Here is a 14287-nt window from a genome sequence, read left to right as displayed (position 1 = left end):
CGGCGGCCGAGGGCGCGGGGCGGGTGTCAGGGGGCACGGCCGGGCGGGGAGGGACCGGTGCGTCGTCCCTCCCCGCCGTGTGGGTGGTGCGTCGGCCTGCGGCCTAGCCGAGACCGCCCTTGATGGCGCCGATCAGCTCACCGTTGCCGGTGTCACCGGAGAGCTCCCAGAAGAACGCGCCACCGAGGCCCTGGTTCTTCGCGTACGTCATCTTGCCGTTGATGGTCGACGGGGTGTCGTAGCTCCACCAGTTGCTGCCGCACTTGGCGTACGCGGTGCCGCCGACGGTGCCCGTCGCCGGGCAGCTGTTCTTGATCACCTTGTAGTCCTCGATGCCCTGCTCGTAGGTGCCCGGTGCGGGCCCGGTGGCACTGCCGCCCGGAGCCGCCTGGGTCACCCCGGTCCAGCCCCGACCGTAGAAGCCGAGGCCGAGCAGCAGCTTGCTGGACGGAATGCCCTTGCTCTTGAGCTTCTGGACGGCCGCGTCGGACCAGAAGCCCTGCTGGGGGATGCCGGGGTAGGAGTAGAGCGGGGAGTGCGGGGCGGTGGGGCCCTGCGCGTTGAAGGCGCCGAAGTAGTCGTACGTCATCGGCATGATCCAGTTCAGGTGCGGTGCGGCGCCGGCGTAGTCGGTGGCGTCGATCTTGCCGCCGTTGCTGCCGTCCGCCGTGATCGCGGCGGTGACCAGCGCCGACGAGCCGAACTTCGCGCGCACCGCGCCGACCAGGTTCTTGAAGGCGTTCGGGCCGCTGGCGTCGCAGGTGAGGCCGCAGGCGTTCGGGTACTCCCAGTCGATGTCGATGCCGTCGAAGACGTCCGCCCAGCGCGGGTCCTCGACCAGGTTGTAGCAGGACTCCGCGAAGGCGGCCGGGTTCTGCGCGGCCTGGGTGAAGCCGCCGGACCAGGTCCAGCCGCCGAAGGACCAGAGCACCTTGAGGTTCGGGTACATCTTCTTGAGCTTGCGCAGCTGGTTGAAGCTGCCGCGCAGCGGCTGGTCCCAGGTGTCGGCGACGCCGTCGACGCTGTCCGCCGCGGTGTACGCCTTCTCGTAGTCCGCGTAGCTGTCGCCGATCGTGCAGCGGCCGCCGGTGGTGTTGCCGAAGGCGTACAGGATGTGGGTCAGCTTGGCGGCCGAGCCGCTGGTGTGGATGTTCTTGACGTGGTAGTTGCGGGCGTAGACGCCCCACTGCGCGAAGTAGCCGACGACCTTCTTGCCGCCCGGGTCCGGCGGCGGAGTGGTGGGCGGCGGCGTGGTGGTCGGCGGCGCGGTGGTGGTCGGCGGGGTGCTGCCGCCACCGCACGCCACGCCGTTGATCGTGCAGTTCAACGGCGCCTTGTACCCGCCGGTGCCGTTGTAGCCCCAGCTGAAGGTGGCACCGGGCGCGAGCGGGCCGGCCCAGCTCTTCTTGACCGCGACGTAGTGGTCGCCGGTGCGCGTGACGTCCGCGTCCCAGGAGCTGCTGATGCTGGTGCCCGACGGCAGGTCGAACTCGATGCGCCAGGTGCTCACCGAGGAACTCGACCCGTTGGTGACGGTCACCCGGGTCTCGTGACCGGTCCCCCAGTCCTGCACCTTGGTGAAGGCGGCGGTCACGCTGCCGGCGCCGAACGCACTGGCCATCGGGACCGTGGCGGCCGTCACCGCCACGACGGCGCCGATCCAGAGGGCCCGGCGGAGCGATCTCTTCATGTGGCGTCACCCCAAACAGTTAGGAAACTTTCCAAAATGATGCTGCGACGCTACTCACTTCGTCATCACTTCGTCAAGATGTACATGTATCGATTCCCGCTGGGAGCGCGGTCGGCCTCCACCCGGCCCCGCGGCGCGCCCGGCGGCGGCGCGTAACCTCGGCCCATGACCGTCTTCGACACCCACATCGACGCCCTGACCGGCGGCCCGGCGAACCTCGCGCAGCACCGCGGACGCGCGCTGCTGGTGGTCAACGTCGCCTCCCGCTGCGGCCTCACCCCGCAGTACGCCGGCCTCCAGGCGCTGCACGACGAGTACGCCGACCGCGGCCTGGTGGTGCTCGGCGCGCCCTGCAACCAGTTCGCCGGCCAGGAGCCGGGCACGGCCGAGGAGATCAGCGACTTCTGCCAGGTCAACTACGGAGTGACCTTCCCGCTGACCGAGAAGGTCGACGTCAACGGCCCCGACCGCCACCCCCTCTACGCCGCGCTGGTGGGCACCGCCGACGCCGAGGGGCACACGGGCGACGTGCGGTGGAACTTCGAGAAGTTCCTGGTCGCGCCGGACGGCACGGTCGCGGCCCGGTTCGCGCCGACCGTCCAGCCCGACGCGGCCGAACTGCGCGCCGCGATCGAGAAGGTGCTGCCCCCGGCGGCCTGACCACCACCCGGCGCCGGCTCGGCTCCTCCGTGGACGGAACGGTGCCGCTACGTGTCCGCCGGGCCACGGTCGGCGGTACGTTGGGCGTACGGGCCACCCGTCGCCGCCGCCGGCCGCGCCCCCGCCGCCAGCGCGGCGACGGCGGGAATTGTCGACCGCACCGATAGGGAATACGGCCGCAACGAACGGAGTTGGGGACCGACATGACAACTGTGGGACTGATCGGCAGTGGACACATCGGCGGGACGGTGGCGCGGTTGGCGGTGGCCGCCGGCTACGACGTGGTGCTGAGCAACTCGCGCGGCCCGGAGACCCTCAAGGACCTCGTCGACGAGCTGGGGGCGCGCGCCCGGGCGGCCACCCCGGCGGAGGCGGCGGAGGCCGGCGACCTGGTGGTCGTCACCATCCCGCTCAAGGCGTACCGGGACGTGCCGGTCGAGCCGCTGGTCGGCAAGGTCGTGCTGGACACCAACAACTACTACCCGGAGCGGGACGGCACCTTCCCCGAGCTCGACGCCGGCTCGGTCACCAGCAGCGAGCTGCTGCAGCGGCACCTGCCGCGGTCGCGGGTGGTCAAGGTCTTCAACAACATCTTCTTCAAGCACCTGCACGCGCTGGCCCGGCCCGCCGGCGCCGCCGACCGCAGCGCGTTGCCGGTCGGCGGCGACGACGCGGGCGCGAAGGCCGACGCCACGGCCTTCCTCGACCGGATCGGCTACGACGCCGTCGACGCCGGGACGCTCGCCGAGAGTTGGCGCTACCAGCCGGACACGCCGGCGTACGGGACCATCTACTCGGCCGACCCGGCGAACTGGGAGCGCGAGGCGCCGGCCGACGCCGCCACGGTGCGCGCCGCCCTGGCCGCCGCCACCCGCTGAGCACGCCGCGGCGGTGAACGGACGCCGACCGGCACCGACCAGCGGGGCGGTGCCGGCCGTCGTCCCCGGATGGCCACCGCCGGAAGTGCCGCTCACCCGGGTGGGGTGGGCGCGCCGAGCACGCGGAGCAGGCTGGTGCGGAGCGCCGCCGTCGCGTCCGCCTCGGACATCCGGCCGGCGTCGGCCTCCTCGCTCGCGGCGTGGCCCAGCTTGACGACCACGGCGACGAACCAGTCGGCCGGGAGCCGGTCGTCGAACTCGCCGGCCTCCTGGCCGCGCCGGACCACCCGCCCGAGCCGGTCGGCGACCGGCGCGTGACGCTCCTGGTCGGCCTGCGGGCTCACCGGCAGGGCGCTGATCGCCTGGAGCAGGCCGCGGTACTTCCCGGCCTCGCGGGCGCTGACGTCGAGCATGCGCAGCAACGCGTCGGCGGCCGGCCCGGTGTCGGTGTCGGCGGCGTCCATCGCGGCGACGACCTCCTCGGTGACCCGGTCGAGGACCGCCGCCAGCAACTGCTGCCGGGACGAGAAGTGGGCGTAGACGGTCTGCCGGGTCACTCCCGCGGCCGAGGCGACGGCCTCGACGCTCGCGTCGGGGTGGGTGCTGAGGAGCCGCACGGCCGCGTCCAGGACGGCGGCCCTGCTCCGCAGGGCGTCGGCGCGGCGCTTCGGGGACGAGGTCATCTCTTACATCTTGCCAAAGTTGCCGGGCGTCCATATCTTACAAGCTGTAAGAGTTATCCCCGCGCCACGAGACGGGAGCGCCATGCGTCCACGCCTTGACACCGACCCCGAGCAGTTCATCGCCGACTTCTTCACCTCCTTCACCGCCGACCTGTTGGGCAGCGACGAGGACGCCGGGCTAATCGTCGACCGCTACCACACGCCCGACATCGTCCAGGTCGCCGACGGGCACCGGATGGACCGCGACAAGCTGGTGGCGCACACCCGCCCGGTGCGCAGGAAGAGGCCCGACAGCCGCATCGAGGTGCACGAGGCACTGGCGCACGGGGACCGCGTCGCCGCGCGGTACACGCTGCACGTGGACAACCCGAAGCGGCCCCTCGCCATGGAGGTGCACTTCTTCGGACAGTTCACCCCCGACGGTCGGATGCGCCGGTCGCACATGCTCACCCGCACCGTGCCCGCCGATCCCGAACCCGCTCCGGGCCAGCCGGCACCGCGGGCACGCGACCTGCCGACGGAGTCGGCATGACCACCGCCTCCTGGGCCGTGAGTGGCATGGCCTGCGGGCACTGCGCGGCCTTCGTCACCGAGGAGATCGAGCGCCTGCGGGGCGTCACCGCCGTGGCGGTCGACGTCGAGGCCGGCACGGTCACGGTGACCAGCGACAGGGTTCTCGCCGTCGCCGAGGTGCGCGCCGCCGTCGAGGAAGCGGGCTACGAGCTCACCGACCCACTTCCGGAGTAGCCCGCGATCCCCGCGGGGCAGGCGGCCGGCGCGCCGCGCCCCGCGCCGGCCCGGAAGGCCGCCGACCGGGTGGTGGACCTGGCCGTTGCGCCGCCGGGTCAGACCGGGCGGCGGCCGGCGAAGCCGCACTCGACGCGGTGGTACCAGCGCACGTCGGTGTCTCCCTCCAGCCAGCACCAGAGCACCGGCCGGCCGGCCCGCTCGCCCGGGAAGTCGAGCAGTACCGGCGCGATGCCCTTGACCTGGATGTCGTGGGAGTGCAGCTCCTCGACGAGGGCGTGCAGCCGGGCCTCCAGCCCCTTGGCCTCGGCCCGTCCGCCGAGCGGGCTGGCGCCCCGGTCGGCCAGGTCGGCGCGCAGTTCGGCCAGGTCGGCCCGCAGCCGGATCAGCTCGTCGACGCGCGGGCGCAGCGTGGCGATCAGGTGACGGGCCTGGGCGAGGGTGAACACCGGGCCAGTATGGAGCACCACGTCCGGGCGGCCGGCCGGACGCCGCCGCGCCCGTGGCTTCGCGCGCGGTCCGCACCGCCTCCCGCCATGTAGCTAACCTTCCTTGACGGGGCATCAATGCGTAGCTAAGTTTCGACGCAACCGACGGGAGGTCGACATGGAGCGCAGGAAGTTCCTGGCCGGTGCGGGTGCGGTGACCGCGGGCGCGGTCGCGGCGGCGGCCCCTGGCACGCCCGGCAACGCGGCCCCGGGCATCCGCCGCGTGGAGACCGGCCTCGACGTCCTCGTCGGGTCCGACTTCGCGGACCTCGCCGGCCAGCGGGTCGGCGTGATCTCCAACCCCACCGGGGTGGACGCGTCCTACCGCCACCTGGTCGACCTGATGCACGCCTCGGGCGCGGTACGGCTGGCCGCGGCGTTCGGCCCCGAGCACGGCTTCCGTGGCTCGGCGCAGGCCGGCGGCAGCGAGGGCACCGGCGTCGACGCCCGCACCGGGATCACCGTCTACGACGCGTACGGGGCCTCCCAGGCCAAGTGGGAGACCATGTTCACCGAGGCCGGCGTCGACACCGTCGTCTTCGACATCCAGGACGTCGGCGTCCGGTTCTACACGTACATCTGGACGATGTACACCTCGATGGTGGCCGCCGCCCGCGTCGGCAAGCGGTACGTCGTGCTGGACCGGCCGAACCCGGTCGGCGGCCGGGCCTACGGGCCGATGATGACGCCCGCCTACACCTCCGGCGTGGGTCTGAAGGAGATCGTCCAGCAGCACGGGATGACCGTGGGCGAGCTGGCCGGGTTCTTCAACGCGGAGTTCCTGCCCGCCGCGGCGGGGCGGCCCGTCGACCTGCACGTGGTCCGGTGCCGGCACTGGAAGCGCGACAGGCTGGCCGCCGACACCGACCTGCCCTGGGTGATGCCCAGCCCGAACATGCCCACCCCGGACACCGCGCTGGTCTATCCCGGCACCGGCCTGTTCGAGGGCGTCGCCTCGCTCACCGAGGGCCGGGGCACCTGCAGGCCGTTCGAGCTGATCGGCGGCCTGGCCGGCGACTTCGACTACCACTGGTCCGACCGGCTCAACGCGCGCGACCTGCCCGGCGTCGAGTTCCGCGAGGCGTACTTCACGCCGACGGCGGCGGGGCAGAAGCCGGCACTGCTCAACAAGCTCTGCGCCGGGGTGGAGGTGAAGGTCGTCGACCGGGCGACGTACGACCCGATCCGGACGGCGGTCGCGATGCTGGTGGAGGCGCGCAAGTACCCGGCGTTCGCGTGGCGGAGCGACTCGTGGGACGCCGTGCGACCGTACTGGGTGGACAAGCTGACCGGATCGCCGCGGCTACGCACGATGATCGACGCGGGCGCCGACGTGGCCGACGTGGTCGGCGCCTGGGCCGACGAGCTGGCCGAGTTCGACCGGCGGCGGGCGCCCCACCTGCTCTACTAGGGACATCCGGCTGACCCGGCGCTCAGCTGTTCGGCGGCCCGCCGCCGGTCCGGCCGGTTCACCGGAAACGGGCTCACGTCGGTGACCGGCTCGATACCCTCGGCTCTCGGGATCCCCACGGACATCCGGAGCCACTCGATCGGCGAGATCGCCGGTGACGCAGGCGATCGACGTCCCGCCGCACGTCCGGCGGCATCTCGCCACGACTGGCGCGGGACACGTCACGCCGATAGGAGCGTCATGCCCGGGAAGTCACGATCGCCTGTCCTGCACCTCGTGGTCTGCGGCGCCGAGCCCGTCGCCGGACTCACCCCGTTCGTCGCGGCCTGCCAGGAGCTGAGCTGGGAGGTCCACGTCATCGCCGCCCCGGACGCGACGGCCGCGATCGACCGGGCCGCGATCGCCGGCCTCACCCGCCACCCGGTCCACGAGGAGGAGCAGCCGGAGACGCTGTACCCGCTGCCGCCGGCCGACGCCTACGCGGTCGCGCCGGCCAGCTTCGACCTGGTCAACAAGTGGGCGTACGGCCTCAACGACAACCTGGCCCTGCGGCTGCTCAACGAGGCGACCGCCGTCGGCCTGCCGGTCCTCGTCGTGCCCGCCCCGGAGCCGGCGCTCGCCCGGCACCCCGCCTTCCTGGAGAGCCTGGCGCGGCTGCGGCACTGGGGCGTGACGGTCATCGGGGCCGCCGAGGCGGCGGACGAGGTCAGCGCCCCCTTCCCGTGGCACGCCGCCGAGCAGGTGGTCTCCGCCTGGACGCGGTTCGCCCGGGTCCCCGCGCAGGCCGGCGCGGGCCGGGCGCACCGCGCCGACGACCTGGCGCTCCGGTCCGGCTGATCCACCACGGACCCGTGAGGTGGGCGCCGGCGCCCTCCGCCCACGGGAAAGGCCGTCATGCCCGGCGTCAGCCGGTCCCGGCCATCGCGGTGAGGCGCCGGGCGAGCAGGGCGACGGCCTCCCGCAGCTCCGGGGGCTCCAGCACCTCCGCCTCGAAGCCCAGCCGGGCCACGTGCACGGCGAGCCAGTCCAGGTTCTCCCCGCCGACGACGAGCACGCACCACCCGTCGCGATCGTCCTCGACTCGCCCCACCTGGGGCGGCACCAGCTCCCGCACCCGGTCGGGCCGGGCGTGCACCCGCACCCGGGCGACATACCGGTACGGCGCCTCGGTCACGGACCGCTGCACGTAGGCGACCGGGTCCGGATGCTCCCTCGCCCGGAAGCGCCAGGTCGTCGCCGTCACCTCGCGCATCCGGTCCAGCCGGAAGGTGCGCCAGTCGTCGCGGTCGACGTCCCGGGCCATCAGGTACCAGCGGCGGCCGGTGGCGACCATCCGCACCGGCTCGACCGTGCGCTCGCGCTCCCCGCCGTCGCGGCCGGCGTAACGGAACCGCACCCGCACCGCGTCGCGGCAGGCCCGCGCGAGCGTCACCAGCAGCTCCGGGTCGATCTCGACCCCGGGGCCGACCAGGGTCTCGGTGGCGCCGTGCACCGCCCGCACCTCGGCGCGCAGCCGGGGCGGCATCACCTGGTCGAGCTTCGCGAGCGCCCGCAGCGCCGCCTCGCCCGCCCCGGCGACCGTGCCCCCCGACGCCAGCCGCAGGGACACCGCCGTCGCGATCGCCTCCTCGTCGTCGAGGAGCAGCGGCGGCAGCCGGGTGCCGGCGCCGAGCTGGTAGCCGCCGCCGACGCCCGCCGTCGCGTGCACGGGGTAGCCGATCGCCCGCAGCCGCTCCACGTCGCGGCGCACCGAGCGGTCGGTGACCCCCAGCTCGGCGGCCAGCTCGGCGGCGGTCCAGGACGGCCGGCGCTGCAGCAACGCCAGCAACCGCAGCACCCGCTCGGTCGTCGCCTCGACGGTCACGTGTTCATCGTTCCACAGATCGCGGAACGATCCTGTCCGCTATCTACGGGAGGCTGGAACCATGACCGACCGGACCTGGAATCTCCTGCTCCGAGATCAGCTCGCCTGGCACTGGACCCGCCAGCTGCGCGATCGTCTCGACGGACTCACCGACGACGAGTACTTCTGGGAGCCGTCGCCCGGCTGCTGGAGCGTGCGCCCGCGCGGCACCGGCGCCGCACCGGTGCGGGCCGGGTCCGGCGCGATGACCATCGACTTCGCGATGCCGGTGCCCGACCCGCCACCGGTCACGACGATCGCCTGGCGACTCGGGCACGTGATCGTCGGCGTGCTCGCGATGCGCAACGCCGCGCACTTCGGTCACGCGCCCACCGACTACCAGTCGTTCGGGTACGCCGCGACCGCGGCCGCGGCGCTGGCCCAGCTCGACGCGGAGTACGCCACGTGGCTGGCCGGGGTCGAGTCCCTCGGCGAAACCGGCCTCGCCCGCCCGTGCGGGGCGGCGGAGGGGCCGTACGCCGAGCGTCCAATGGCAGCACTGGTGCTGCACGTCAACCGCGAACTGATCCATCATCTGGCCGAGGTGTGCCTGCTCCGCGACCTCTACCTGCACAATGGCCAGCAGACCCGACTGGAGGCGAGCTGAGATGGCCCGCGACGTACAGATCACGTTCGACTGCACCGACCCGGCCGGGTTGGCGGCGTTCTGGGCCGAGGCCCTCGGCTACCAGTTGCAGGCCCCGCCCGGGGGCTTCGAGTCGTGGGAGCAGGCCCTCGACGCGATGGGCGTGCCGCCCGAGCGCCGCAACGACGCCTCGGCTCTGGTCGACCCGGAGGGATCCCGGCCGCGGCTGTTCTTCCAACGGGTGCCGGAGGGGAAGCAGGCCAAGAACCGCGTGCACCTCGATGTGCGGGCCGCCCCAGGGCTCCAGGGCGACGCGCGGATGGCGGCCCTGGAGGCGGAGGCCGAGCGGCTCGTCTCCCGCGGCGCCACCCGGCTCCAGCGCCACGAGCCCGCTCCCCCGCTCGGCGCCGGTCACATCGTGATGGCCGACCCCGAGGGCAACGAGTTCTGCCTCGACTGACCAGCCGCGCGGCGGGTCGGCGACATCGGCGCGGTCCGGACGCGCCGGACCCGTCCGTGCCGGTCGTACGGACCACCGGCCGACAGACGGGTCGGAGCCTCGACCCGCGAGGTCGGACCACGACGGGTCAGTCGGCCTGGGCGGCCAGCTCCCGGGCCCGGTCCCGGGCGGCCTCCAGCGCGGCGAGCAGCGCCGCGCGTACGCCGTGCTTCTCCAGCTCGCGCACGGCGGAGATGGTGGTGCCGGCCGGCGAGGTGACCGCCTCGCGCAGCTTCACCGGGTGCTCGCCGGAGTCACGCAGCATCACCGCGGAGCCGATCGCGGTCTGCACGATCAGCTCGTGTGCGACCTGCCGGGGCAGGCCGAGCAGGATGCCCGCGTCGATCATCGCCTCGACCAGGAGGTAGAAGTACGCCGGCCCGGAGCCGGACAGCGCGGTCACCGCGTCCTGCTGCGACTCGGGCACCCGGATGGTCGAGCCGAGCGGCTTGAACATCTCCTCGGCCAGCGCGAGGTGCGCCCCGGTGGCGTGCGCGCCGGCGGAGATCGCGGTCATCGCCTGGTCGACCAGGGCGGGGGTGTTGGTCATCACCCGCACCACGGGGGTGCCGTCGGGCAGCCGCCGGTTGAAGAAGCTGGTCGGCAGGCCGGCACAGAGCGAGATCACCAGCTTGTCGGCGGGCACCTTCGGCCCGATCTCCTCCAGCAGCGCCGCCGCGTCCTGCGGTTTGACCGAGACGGCGAGCACCTCGGCCTCGTCCACCGCGGCCAGGTTGTCGACCACCCGTACGCCGTAGCGGGCGGTCAGCTCCTCCGCGCGGGCGGGCCGGCGGGCGGTGGCCAGCAGCCGGTCCACCGGCCATCCGGAGCGCAGCAGCCCGGAGAGCATCAGCTCACCGATCTTGCCCGCCCCGATCACCGCGACCGTGTGCACCCCGGACGACATCGCGGGCGTACCCCTCCCTGTCGTGGTCGACGGCGCGGCGGGCCCTGCGGCCCGCCGCGCCGTCGACACCTCGATCAGCTACCGAAGAAGACCTCGGCCTCGGCGTACCGCTCCAGCGGCACGGTCTTCAGCTCGCGGGTGGCCTCGGCGAGCGGAACGCGGACGATGTCCGTGCTCTGCATGGCGACCATCTTGCCCCAGTCGCCCTCGTGCGCGGCGTCGATCGCGTGCAGGCCGAGCCGGGTGGCGAGCACCCGGTCGAAGGCGGTCGGGGTGCCGCCGCGCTGGATGTGCCCGAGCACGACCGTGCGGGCCTCCTTGCCGGTCTTGGCCTCCAGCTGCTCGGCGAGCCACTGGCCGATGCCGCCGAGGCGGACGTGACCGAACGCGTCGAGCTCCTGGTTGTGCAGCACCATCTGGCCGTCGAGCGGCTGGGCGCCCTCGGCGACCACGACGATCGGGGCGTACTGGTGCTGGAAGCGCTTCTCGACGTAGCCGGCGACCTGCTCGACGTCGAACTGCCGCTCCGGCAGCAGGATCACGTTGGCGCCGCCGGCCAGGCCGGCGTGCAGGGCGATCCAGCCGGCGTGCCGGCCCATCACCTCGACGACGAGGGTGCGGTGGTGGCTCTCGGCGGTGGTGTGCAGCCGGTCGATGGCCTCCATCGCGATGTTGACCGCGGTGTCGAAGCCGAAGGTGTAGTCGGTGGCGCCGAGGTCGTTGTCGATCGTCTTCGGCACGCCGATCACGTGGACGCCGAGGTCGTGCAGCTTGGTGGCCACGCCGAGGGTGTCCTCGCCGCCGATCGCGATGAGCGCGTCGACGCCCTGAGCGGCGAGGTTGTCCTTGATCCGCTCGACGCCGTTCTCGATCTTGAAGGGGTTGGTCCGAGAGGAACCGAGGATGGTGCCGCCGCGCGGCAGGATGCCGCGGACCTCCGCGATGCCCAGCGGGCGGGACAGGCCCTCCAGGGGGCCCTTCCAGCCGTCCCGGAAACCCACGAACTCGTGGCCGTAGCTGGCGACGCCCTTGCGGACCACCGCCCGGATGACCGCGTTGAGACCTGGGCAGTCGCCGCCGCCGGTGAGCACGCCGATACGCATGATCTGCTCATCCTCCTGGAGCATCAGGTGAAGCCCGATTTGCCCCAGGATATGTGTCGGATCAGACCATCGGCGCCGTTGCCGGCCCGGGGCGGGCCGTCAGTGCGCACTGTAGTCGGCGCGGGTGCACGCCGGCACCGCGCCCCGGGCCGTCCCACCGGCCGGTCGACCTACCGGTCAGTAGCTGACCTCGCGGTTCTCCCCCGCCCTCGGCGGCTTCCCGGTCACCGCCGCCCTGGCGTGGCCGAACAGGTTGACCACCGTGCCGGACGGCGAGTCCCAGTACTCCGCGGAGCCGGCGTGCACCGTGATCAGCGTGAGCCCGGGGGTGTCCAGCCCGTCCGGGAACCAGGCCCTGAGCACCGGGTTCCACAACTGCTCCGCCCTGGCCCGGTCGTAGCCCTCCCGCGCGGTGCCGGAGATCGAGACCCAGGCGTCGCGCTTCGAGTCGGAAAACGCGACGTTGACCTCCGGGTTGACCCGGATCTGCCGCACCTTGGCGGAGTCGGCGTACGCGAAGAACCACAGGTCCCCGTCGAACTCCGCCTCCTGCAGGCCCATCGGCCGGCTCACCATGCGGCCGTCCACGGCGATCGTCGTCAGCATGCAGATCCGGGCCTCCCGGGCCAGCTCGGTGACCCGTCGCCGGGCGTCGGCGGCGCTGCTCGGTTCGTTGCTCACGGGACCACTCCCTCGCATCGGCTCGACGTCGCACCGGTGCCCGGGACAGAACCGACCAAACCTACTAACCGGTCATCGCACGCCAGCGCGCCAGGTTGTGCCGGGCGTCGACCAGCGCGTCGTGCCGGGCCGACGCGGCGTCCGGCAGCGGCGGCCTGCCCCGGTCGTCCCAGAGCTGGCGCAGCTCCTTGGTGAACCGGGGGATCTCCCGGGGCAGCGCCGGCATCGCCCCCCACAGCTGCGCGAGGACCACGTGGTCGTACGCCGCGTACCAGGCCCAGAGCTCCAGCTGCTCGCCCGGCCGGTCCCTGACCGGCTCGACGAGGAAGTCGTAGAGCTCGTCGCGGATGCGCTCCCGGGAGCGCCAGGCGCGGTCCGCCGGGGACGGCAGCTTGTCGAGCACGTTGCGGCGCACCCAGGGCACGGCCCGCGAGTCGTCGAACTCGGTCGACACGGCGTAGAACTCGCGGCCGTACTCGTCGACGACGCCGATCGACACCAGGTCGACGATGCGGCCGTCCTCGATGAACTCGCAGTCGTAGAAGTAGCGGTAGACCATCACCGCCATCCTCACCCACGCCGGCCGCGTGCCGGCGACCGGGGTTGCCGCGCCCGGCCGCCGGCGGCACCGGGGCCCGCCGGCCGGCGGGCGCGAGGGTGGTCCCGCCCCCCGCGTCCGCCGACCGTGGTCACCGGTGCGACCGGATCCGCCCCCGCCCCCCGGCGGTCCGCCCGGGAACCGGATCCGGCTCCCACGATGCCGGTCGTCGCAGCTCGGGAGTGTCACGGAAGTGATTTGAGGGGTGTACAGCAAGCGACAGGACAGTCATGATCTGATGTGTACCGCTACCGGACGCCGAACCGGTGTCAGTTCACCTCGTCGAGGGCCTTCAGGTTCACCCGGTGAGCGAGTTGTGGTCCTGGACCGGGGAGGGGTTGGGCCGTGGAGATGCGCCTGCCGGAGCCGGGTGACGCGCTCACGGGTGTGGAGATGTTCGCCGGGCTCGAGCCGGAGGTCCGGCAACGGGTCATCGCGGCGGCGGTCCCCCGGACGTACCGCAAGGGTCAGCTGCTGTTCGTGGAGAACGACCCCGGCGAGTCGCTGATCGTGCTGCGCCGGGGCGCGGTGGCGGTCTTCCGCACCGCGCCGACCGGCGAGCGCGCGGTGCTGTCGGTCATCCGCCCGCCCGACGTGCTGGGCGAGGTCTCCCTGCTCGACGCGTCCACCCGCTCGGCCTCGGCCGAGGCGATCGAGGACTGCGCGGCGCTCGCGCTGTCCCGGGGCGCGTTCATGGAGCTGGTGCACTCCAACCCGCGCATCCTCGACGCGGTGATGCGCTCGCTGGGCGGGCTGATCCGCCGGCTCACCGAGCAGAACGCCGACCACGTCTTCCTGGACCTGCCCGGCCGGGTGGCCAAGACCCTGGTTCGGCTGGCCGGCGAGAGCCAGGCCCCGATGATCACGATCGAGCTCAACCAGAGCCAGCTCGCCGAGATGGCCGGCGGCTCGCGGCAGAGCGTCAACCAGGCGATCGGGTCGTTCGCCAACCGCGGCTGGCTGCGCACCGAGGGCCGCCGGATCGTGGTCACCGACGTCGCGGCACTGCGCCGCCGCGCCGGCATGAACGACCGCTGAGGCGTACGCGCCCAGCTCGCCTCACCGCCCCGCCAACCGCACGGAAAGGGGCCGGAGCGGTTGCTCCGGCCCCTTTCGTTGGTGCGGGATGTCAGGGCGTGGCGCTGCCCGGCCCGGCCCAGTTGGTGGTGCTGCCCGGACCGGCCCACTCGGTGCCGTCCTTGCTGCCGCCGCCGGACTGCTCGCTGACGATCCCCTGCGCCTGGAGCGTCGCCAGCGTGGCGGCGTCCACGTCGACGGAGTCGCCCGCGAAGTGGCTCACCCCGTTGCTGTCGGTCCAGTCGCTCTGCAGCATCACGTACACCATCGGGCGTCCCCCTGTGGTCGTTGTTCGACAAATCAGCCGCCTGACTGTAGCCGCAGGACCGGCCGGTGGACTGTCCACAAGCCAACAGCCCGGTACCCGACAGCTGAG

General features: G+C 73.0%; 18 protein-coding genes. 9 read left to right on the top strand and 9 right to left on the bottom strand.

The features are described from left to right. Nucleotides 1-103: 103 nt before the first annotated feature. Nucleotides 104-1690 carry a glycosyl hydrolase family 18 protein gene (locus ACZ6Q9_RS13830; RefSeq protein ID WP_396827474.1) on the bottom strand — a complete coding sequence of 529 codons (1587 nt, stop codon included), beginning with the start codon at nt 1688-1690 and terminating at the stop codon, nt 104-106. Between the two features lie 165 nt (nt 1691-1855). On the opposite strand from ACZ6Q9_RS13830, the gene ACZ6Q9_RS13825 reads away from it, so the two are divergent. Beyond that, nucleotides 1856-2350 (top strand): glutathione peroxidase, encoded by a 495-nt coding sequence (locus ACZ6Q9_RS13825; protein ID WP_396827476.1) that lies wholly within the window; start codon nt 1856-1858, stop codon nt 2348-2350. Between the two features lie 203 nt (nt 2351-2553). Then, nucleotides 2554-3228, top strand: a complete 675-nt coding sequence (locus tag ACZ6Q9_RS13820; RefSeq protein WP_393262834.1) for an NADPH-dependent F420 reductase — start codon at nt 2554-2556, stop codon at nt 3226-3228. A gap of 92 nt (nt 3229-3320) precedes the next feature. Here ACZ6Q9_RS13820 and ACZ6Q9_RS13815 read toward each other — a convergent pair whose 3' ends face one another. Then, entirely contained in the window at nt 3321-3911 is a 591-nt protein-coding gene (locus tag ACZ6Q9_RS13815) for a TetR/AcrR family transcriptional regulator (protein WP_393454654.1), read from the bottom strand. Between the two features lie 82 nt (nt 3912-3993). Here ACZ6Q9_RS13815 and ACZ6Q9_RS13810 point away from each other — a divergent pair, with 82 nt between their 5' ends. Both ACZ6Q9_RS13810 and ACZ6Q9_RS13805 read left to right on the top strand, forming a co-directional pair. Beyond that, on the top strand, nt 3994-4443 hold the full coding sequence (locus ACZ6Q9_RS13810; RefSeq protein ID WP_393262839.1) for a nuclear transport factor 2 family protein: 450 nt from the start codon (nt 3994-3996) through the stop codon (nt 4441-4443). After that, complete coding sequence (locus tag ACZ6Q9_RS13805; RefSeq protein ID WP_357693223.1) at nt 4440-4658, top strand: heavy-metal-associated domain-containing protein; 219 nt, start codon at nt 4440-4442, stop codon at nt 4656-4658. The genes ACZ6Q9_RS13810 and ACZ6Q9_RS13805 overlap by 4 nt, the downstream gene beginning before the upstream one ends. Nucleotides 4659-4756: 98 nt before the next feature. Here the strand turns inward: ACZ6Q9_RS13805 and ACZ6Q9_RS13800 are convergent, their stop codons facing one another. Beyond that, entirely contained in the window at nt 4757-5107 is a 351-nt protein-coding gene (locus ACZ6Q9_RS13800) for a DUF2203 domain-containing protein (RefSeq protein ID WP_393262842.1), read from the bottom strand. 157 nt (nt 5108-5264) lie between these two features. Between ACZ6Q9_RS13800 and ACZ6Q9_RS13795 the strand changes: the two genes are divergently transcribed. Both ACZ6Q9_RS13795 and ACZ6Q9_RS13790 read left to right on the top strand, forming a co-directional pair. Next, on the top strand, nt 5265-6557 hold the full coding sequence (locus ACZ6Q9_RS13795; RefSeq protein ID WP_396827480.1) for an exo-beta-N-acetylmuramidase NamZ family protein: 1293 nt from the start codon (nt 5265-5267) through the stop codon (nt 6555-6557). Between the two features lie 240 nt (nt 6558-6797). Beyond that, on the top strand, nt 6798-7394 hold the full coding sequence (locus ACZ6Q9_RS13790; RefSeq protein ID WP_393454648.1) for a flavoprotein: 597 nt from the start codon (nt 6798-6800) through the stop codon (nt 7392-7394). 67 nt (nt 7395-7461) lie between these two features. On the opposite strand, the gene ACZ6Q9_RS13785 is transcribed toward ACZ6Q9_RS13790, so the two are convergent. Beyond that, nucleotides 7462-8421: a helix-turn-helix transcriptional regulator gene (locus ACZ6Q9_RS13785; protein WP_396827482.1), complete on the bottom strand. Its 960-nt coding sequence runs from the start codon at nt 8419-8421 to the stop codon at nt 7462-7464. A 61-nt stretch (nt 8422-8482) separates the two neighbouring features. On the opposite strand from ACZ6Q9_RS13785, the gene ACZ6Q9_RS13780 reads away from it, so the two are divergent. Both ACZ6Q9_RS13780 and ACZ6Q9_RS13775 read left to right on the top strand, forming a co-directional pair. Continuing rightward, nucleotides 8483-9067, top strand: a complete 585-nt coding sequence (locus ACZ6Q9_RS13780) for a DinB family protein (protein ID WP_396827484.1) — start codon at nt 8483-8485, stop codon at nt 9065-9067. Between the two features lies 1 nt (nt 9068). Further along, a complete protein-coding gene (locus tag ACZ6Q9_RS13775; RefSeq protein WP_396827486.1) occupies nt 9069-9506 on the top strand; it encodes a VOC family protein in 438 nt (145 codons plus the stop codon). 127 nt (nt 9507-9633) lie between these two features. Here the strand turns inward: ACZ6Q9_RS13775 and proC are convergent, their stop codons facing one another. The 4 genes from proC to ACZ6Q9_RS13755 form a co-directional block, all read right to left on the bottom strand. Next, on the bottom strand, nt 9634-10452 hold the full coding sequence (gene proC, locus ACZ6Q9_RS13770; RefSeq protein ID WP_350683692.1) for a pyrroline-5-carboxylate reductase: 819 nt from the start codon (nt 10450-10452) through the stop codon (nt 9634-9636). 74 nt (nt 10453-10526) lie between these two features. After that, nucleotides 10527-11555 carry a 6-phosphofructokinase gene (locus ACZ6Q9_RS13765; RefSeq protein ID WP_393263305.1) on the bottom strand — a complete coding sequence of 343 codons (1029 nt, stop codon included), beginning with the start codon at nt 11553-11555 and terminating at the stop codon, nt 10527-10529. A 177-nt stretch (nt 11556-11732) separates the two neighbouring features. Then, nucleotides 11733-12236 carry a pyridoxamine 5'-phosphate oxidase family protein gene (locus ACZ6Q9_RS13760; protein WP_393454571.1) on the bottom strand — a complete coding sequence of 168 codons (504 nt, stop codon included), beginning with the start codon at nt 12234-12236 and terminating at the stop codon, nt 11733-11735. Nucleotides 12237-12300: 64 nt separating this feature from the next. Further along, complete coding sequence (locus tag ACZ6Q9_RS13755; RefSeq protein ID WP_393301698.1) at nt 12301-12795, bottom strand: polyadenylate-specific 3'-exoribonuclease AS; 495 nt, start codon at nt 12793-12795, stop codon at nt 12301-12303. A gap of 384 nt (nt 12796-13179) precedes the next feature. On the opposite strand from ACZ6Q9_RS13755, the gene ACZ6Q9_RS13750 reads away from it, so the two are divergent. Next, a complete protein-coding gene (locus tag ACZ6Q9_RS13750; RefSeq protein ID WP_350707996.1) occupies nt 13180-13872 on the top strand; it encodes a Crp/Fnr family transcriptional regulator in 693 nt (230 codons plus the stop codon). Nucleotides 13873-13963: 91 nt separating this feature from the next. Here the strand turns inward: ACZ6Q9_RS13750 and ACZ6Q9_RS13745 are convergent, their stop codons facing one another. After that, complete coding sequence (locus ACZ6Q9_RS13745) at nt 13964-14179, bottom strand: hypothetical protein (protein WP_357693205.1); 216 nt, start codon at nt 14177-14179, stop codon at nt 13964-13966. Nucleotides 14180-14287: the final 108 nt, after the last annotated feature.

The organism is Micromonospora sp. NPDC049139, assembly GCF_055586845.1.
Note: the sequence above shows the minus strand (reverse complement) of the source record. Positions and strands in the feature narration are given on the sequence as shown.

Bases quoted from the DNA above. Each gene is read 5' to 3' on its own strand.
- ACZ6Q9_RS13830 (WP_396827474.1), bottom strand. From the start codon at position 1,690: ATGAAGAGATCGCTCCGCCGGGCCCTCTGGATCGGCGCCGTCGTGGCG.
- ACZ6Q9_RS13825 (WP_396827476.1), top strand. From the start codon at position 1,856: ATGACCGTCTTCGACACCCACATCGACGCCCTGACCGGCGGCCCGGCG.
- ACZ6Q9_RS13820 (WP_393262834.1), top strand. From the start codon at position 2,554: ATGACAACTGTGGGACTGATCGGCAGTGGACACATCGGCGGGACGGTG.
- ACZ6Q9_RS13815 (WP_393454654.1), bottom strand. From the start codon at position 3,911: ATGACCTCGTCCCCGAAGCGCCGCGCCGACGCCCTGCGGAGCAGGGCC.
- ACZ6Q9_RS13810 (WP_393262839.1), top strand. From the start codon at position 3,994: ATGCGTCCACGCCTTGACACCGACCCCGAGCAGTTCATCGCCGACTTC.
- ACZ6Q9_RS13805 (WP_357693223.1), top strand. From the start codon at position 4,440: ATGACCACCGCCTCCTGGGCCGTGAGTGGCATGGCCTGCGGGCACTGC.
- ACZ6Q9_RS13795 (WP_396827480.1), top strand. From the start codon at position 5,265: ATGGAGCGCAGGAAGTTCCTGGCCGGTGCGGGTGCGGTGACCGCGGGC.
- ACZ6Q9_RS13790 (WP_393454648.1), top strand. From the start codon at position 6,798: ATGCCCGGGAAGTCACGATCGCCTGTCCTGCACCTCGTGGTCTGCGGC.
- ACZ6Q9_RS13780 (WP_396827484.1), top strand. From the start codon at position 8,483: ATGACCGACCGGACCTGGAATCTCCTGCTCCGAGATCAGCTCGCCTGG.
- ACZ6Q9_RS13775 (WP_396827486.1), top strand. From the start codon at position 9,069: ATGGCCCGCGACGTACAGATCACGTTCGACTGCACCGACCCGGCCGGG.
- proC (WP_350683692.1), bottom strand. From the start codon at position 10,452: ATGTCGTCCGGGGTGCACACGGTCGCGGTGATCGGGGCGGGCAAGATC.
- ACZ6Q9_RS13765 (WP_393263305.1), bottom strand. From the start codon at position 11,555: ATGCGTATCGGCGTGCTCACCGGCGGCGGCGACTGCCCAGGTCTCAAC.
- ACZ6Q9_RS13755 (WP_393301698.1), bottom strand. From the start codon at position 12,795: ATGGTCTACCGCTACTTCTACGACTGCGAGTTCATCGAGGACGGCCGC.
- ACZ6Q9_RS13745 (WP_357693205.1), bottom strand. From the start codon at position 14,179: ATGGTGTACGTGATGCTGCAGAGCGACTGGACCGACAGCAACGGGGTG.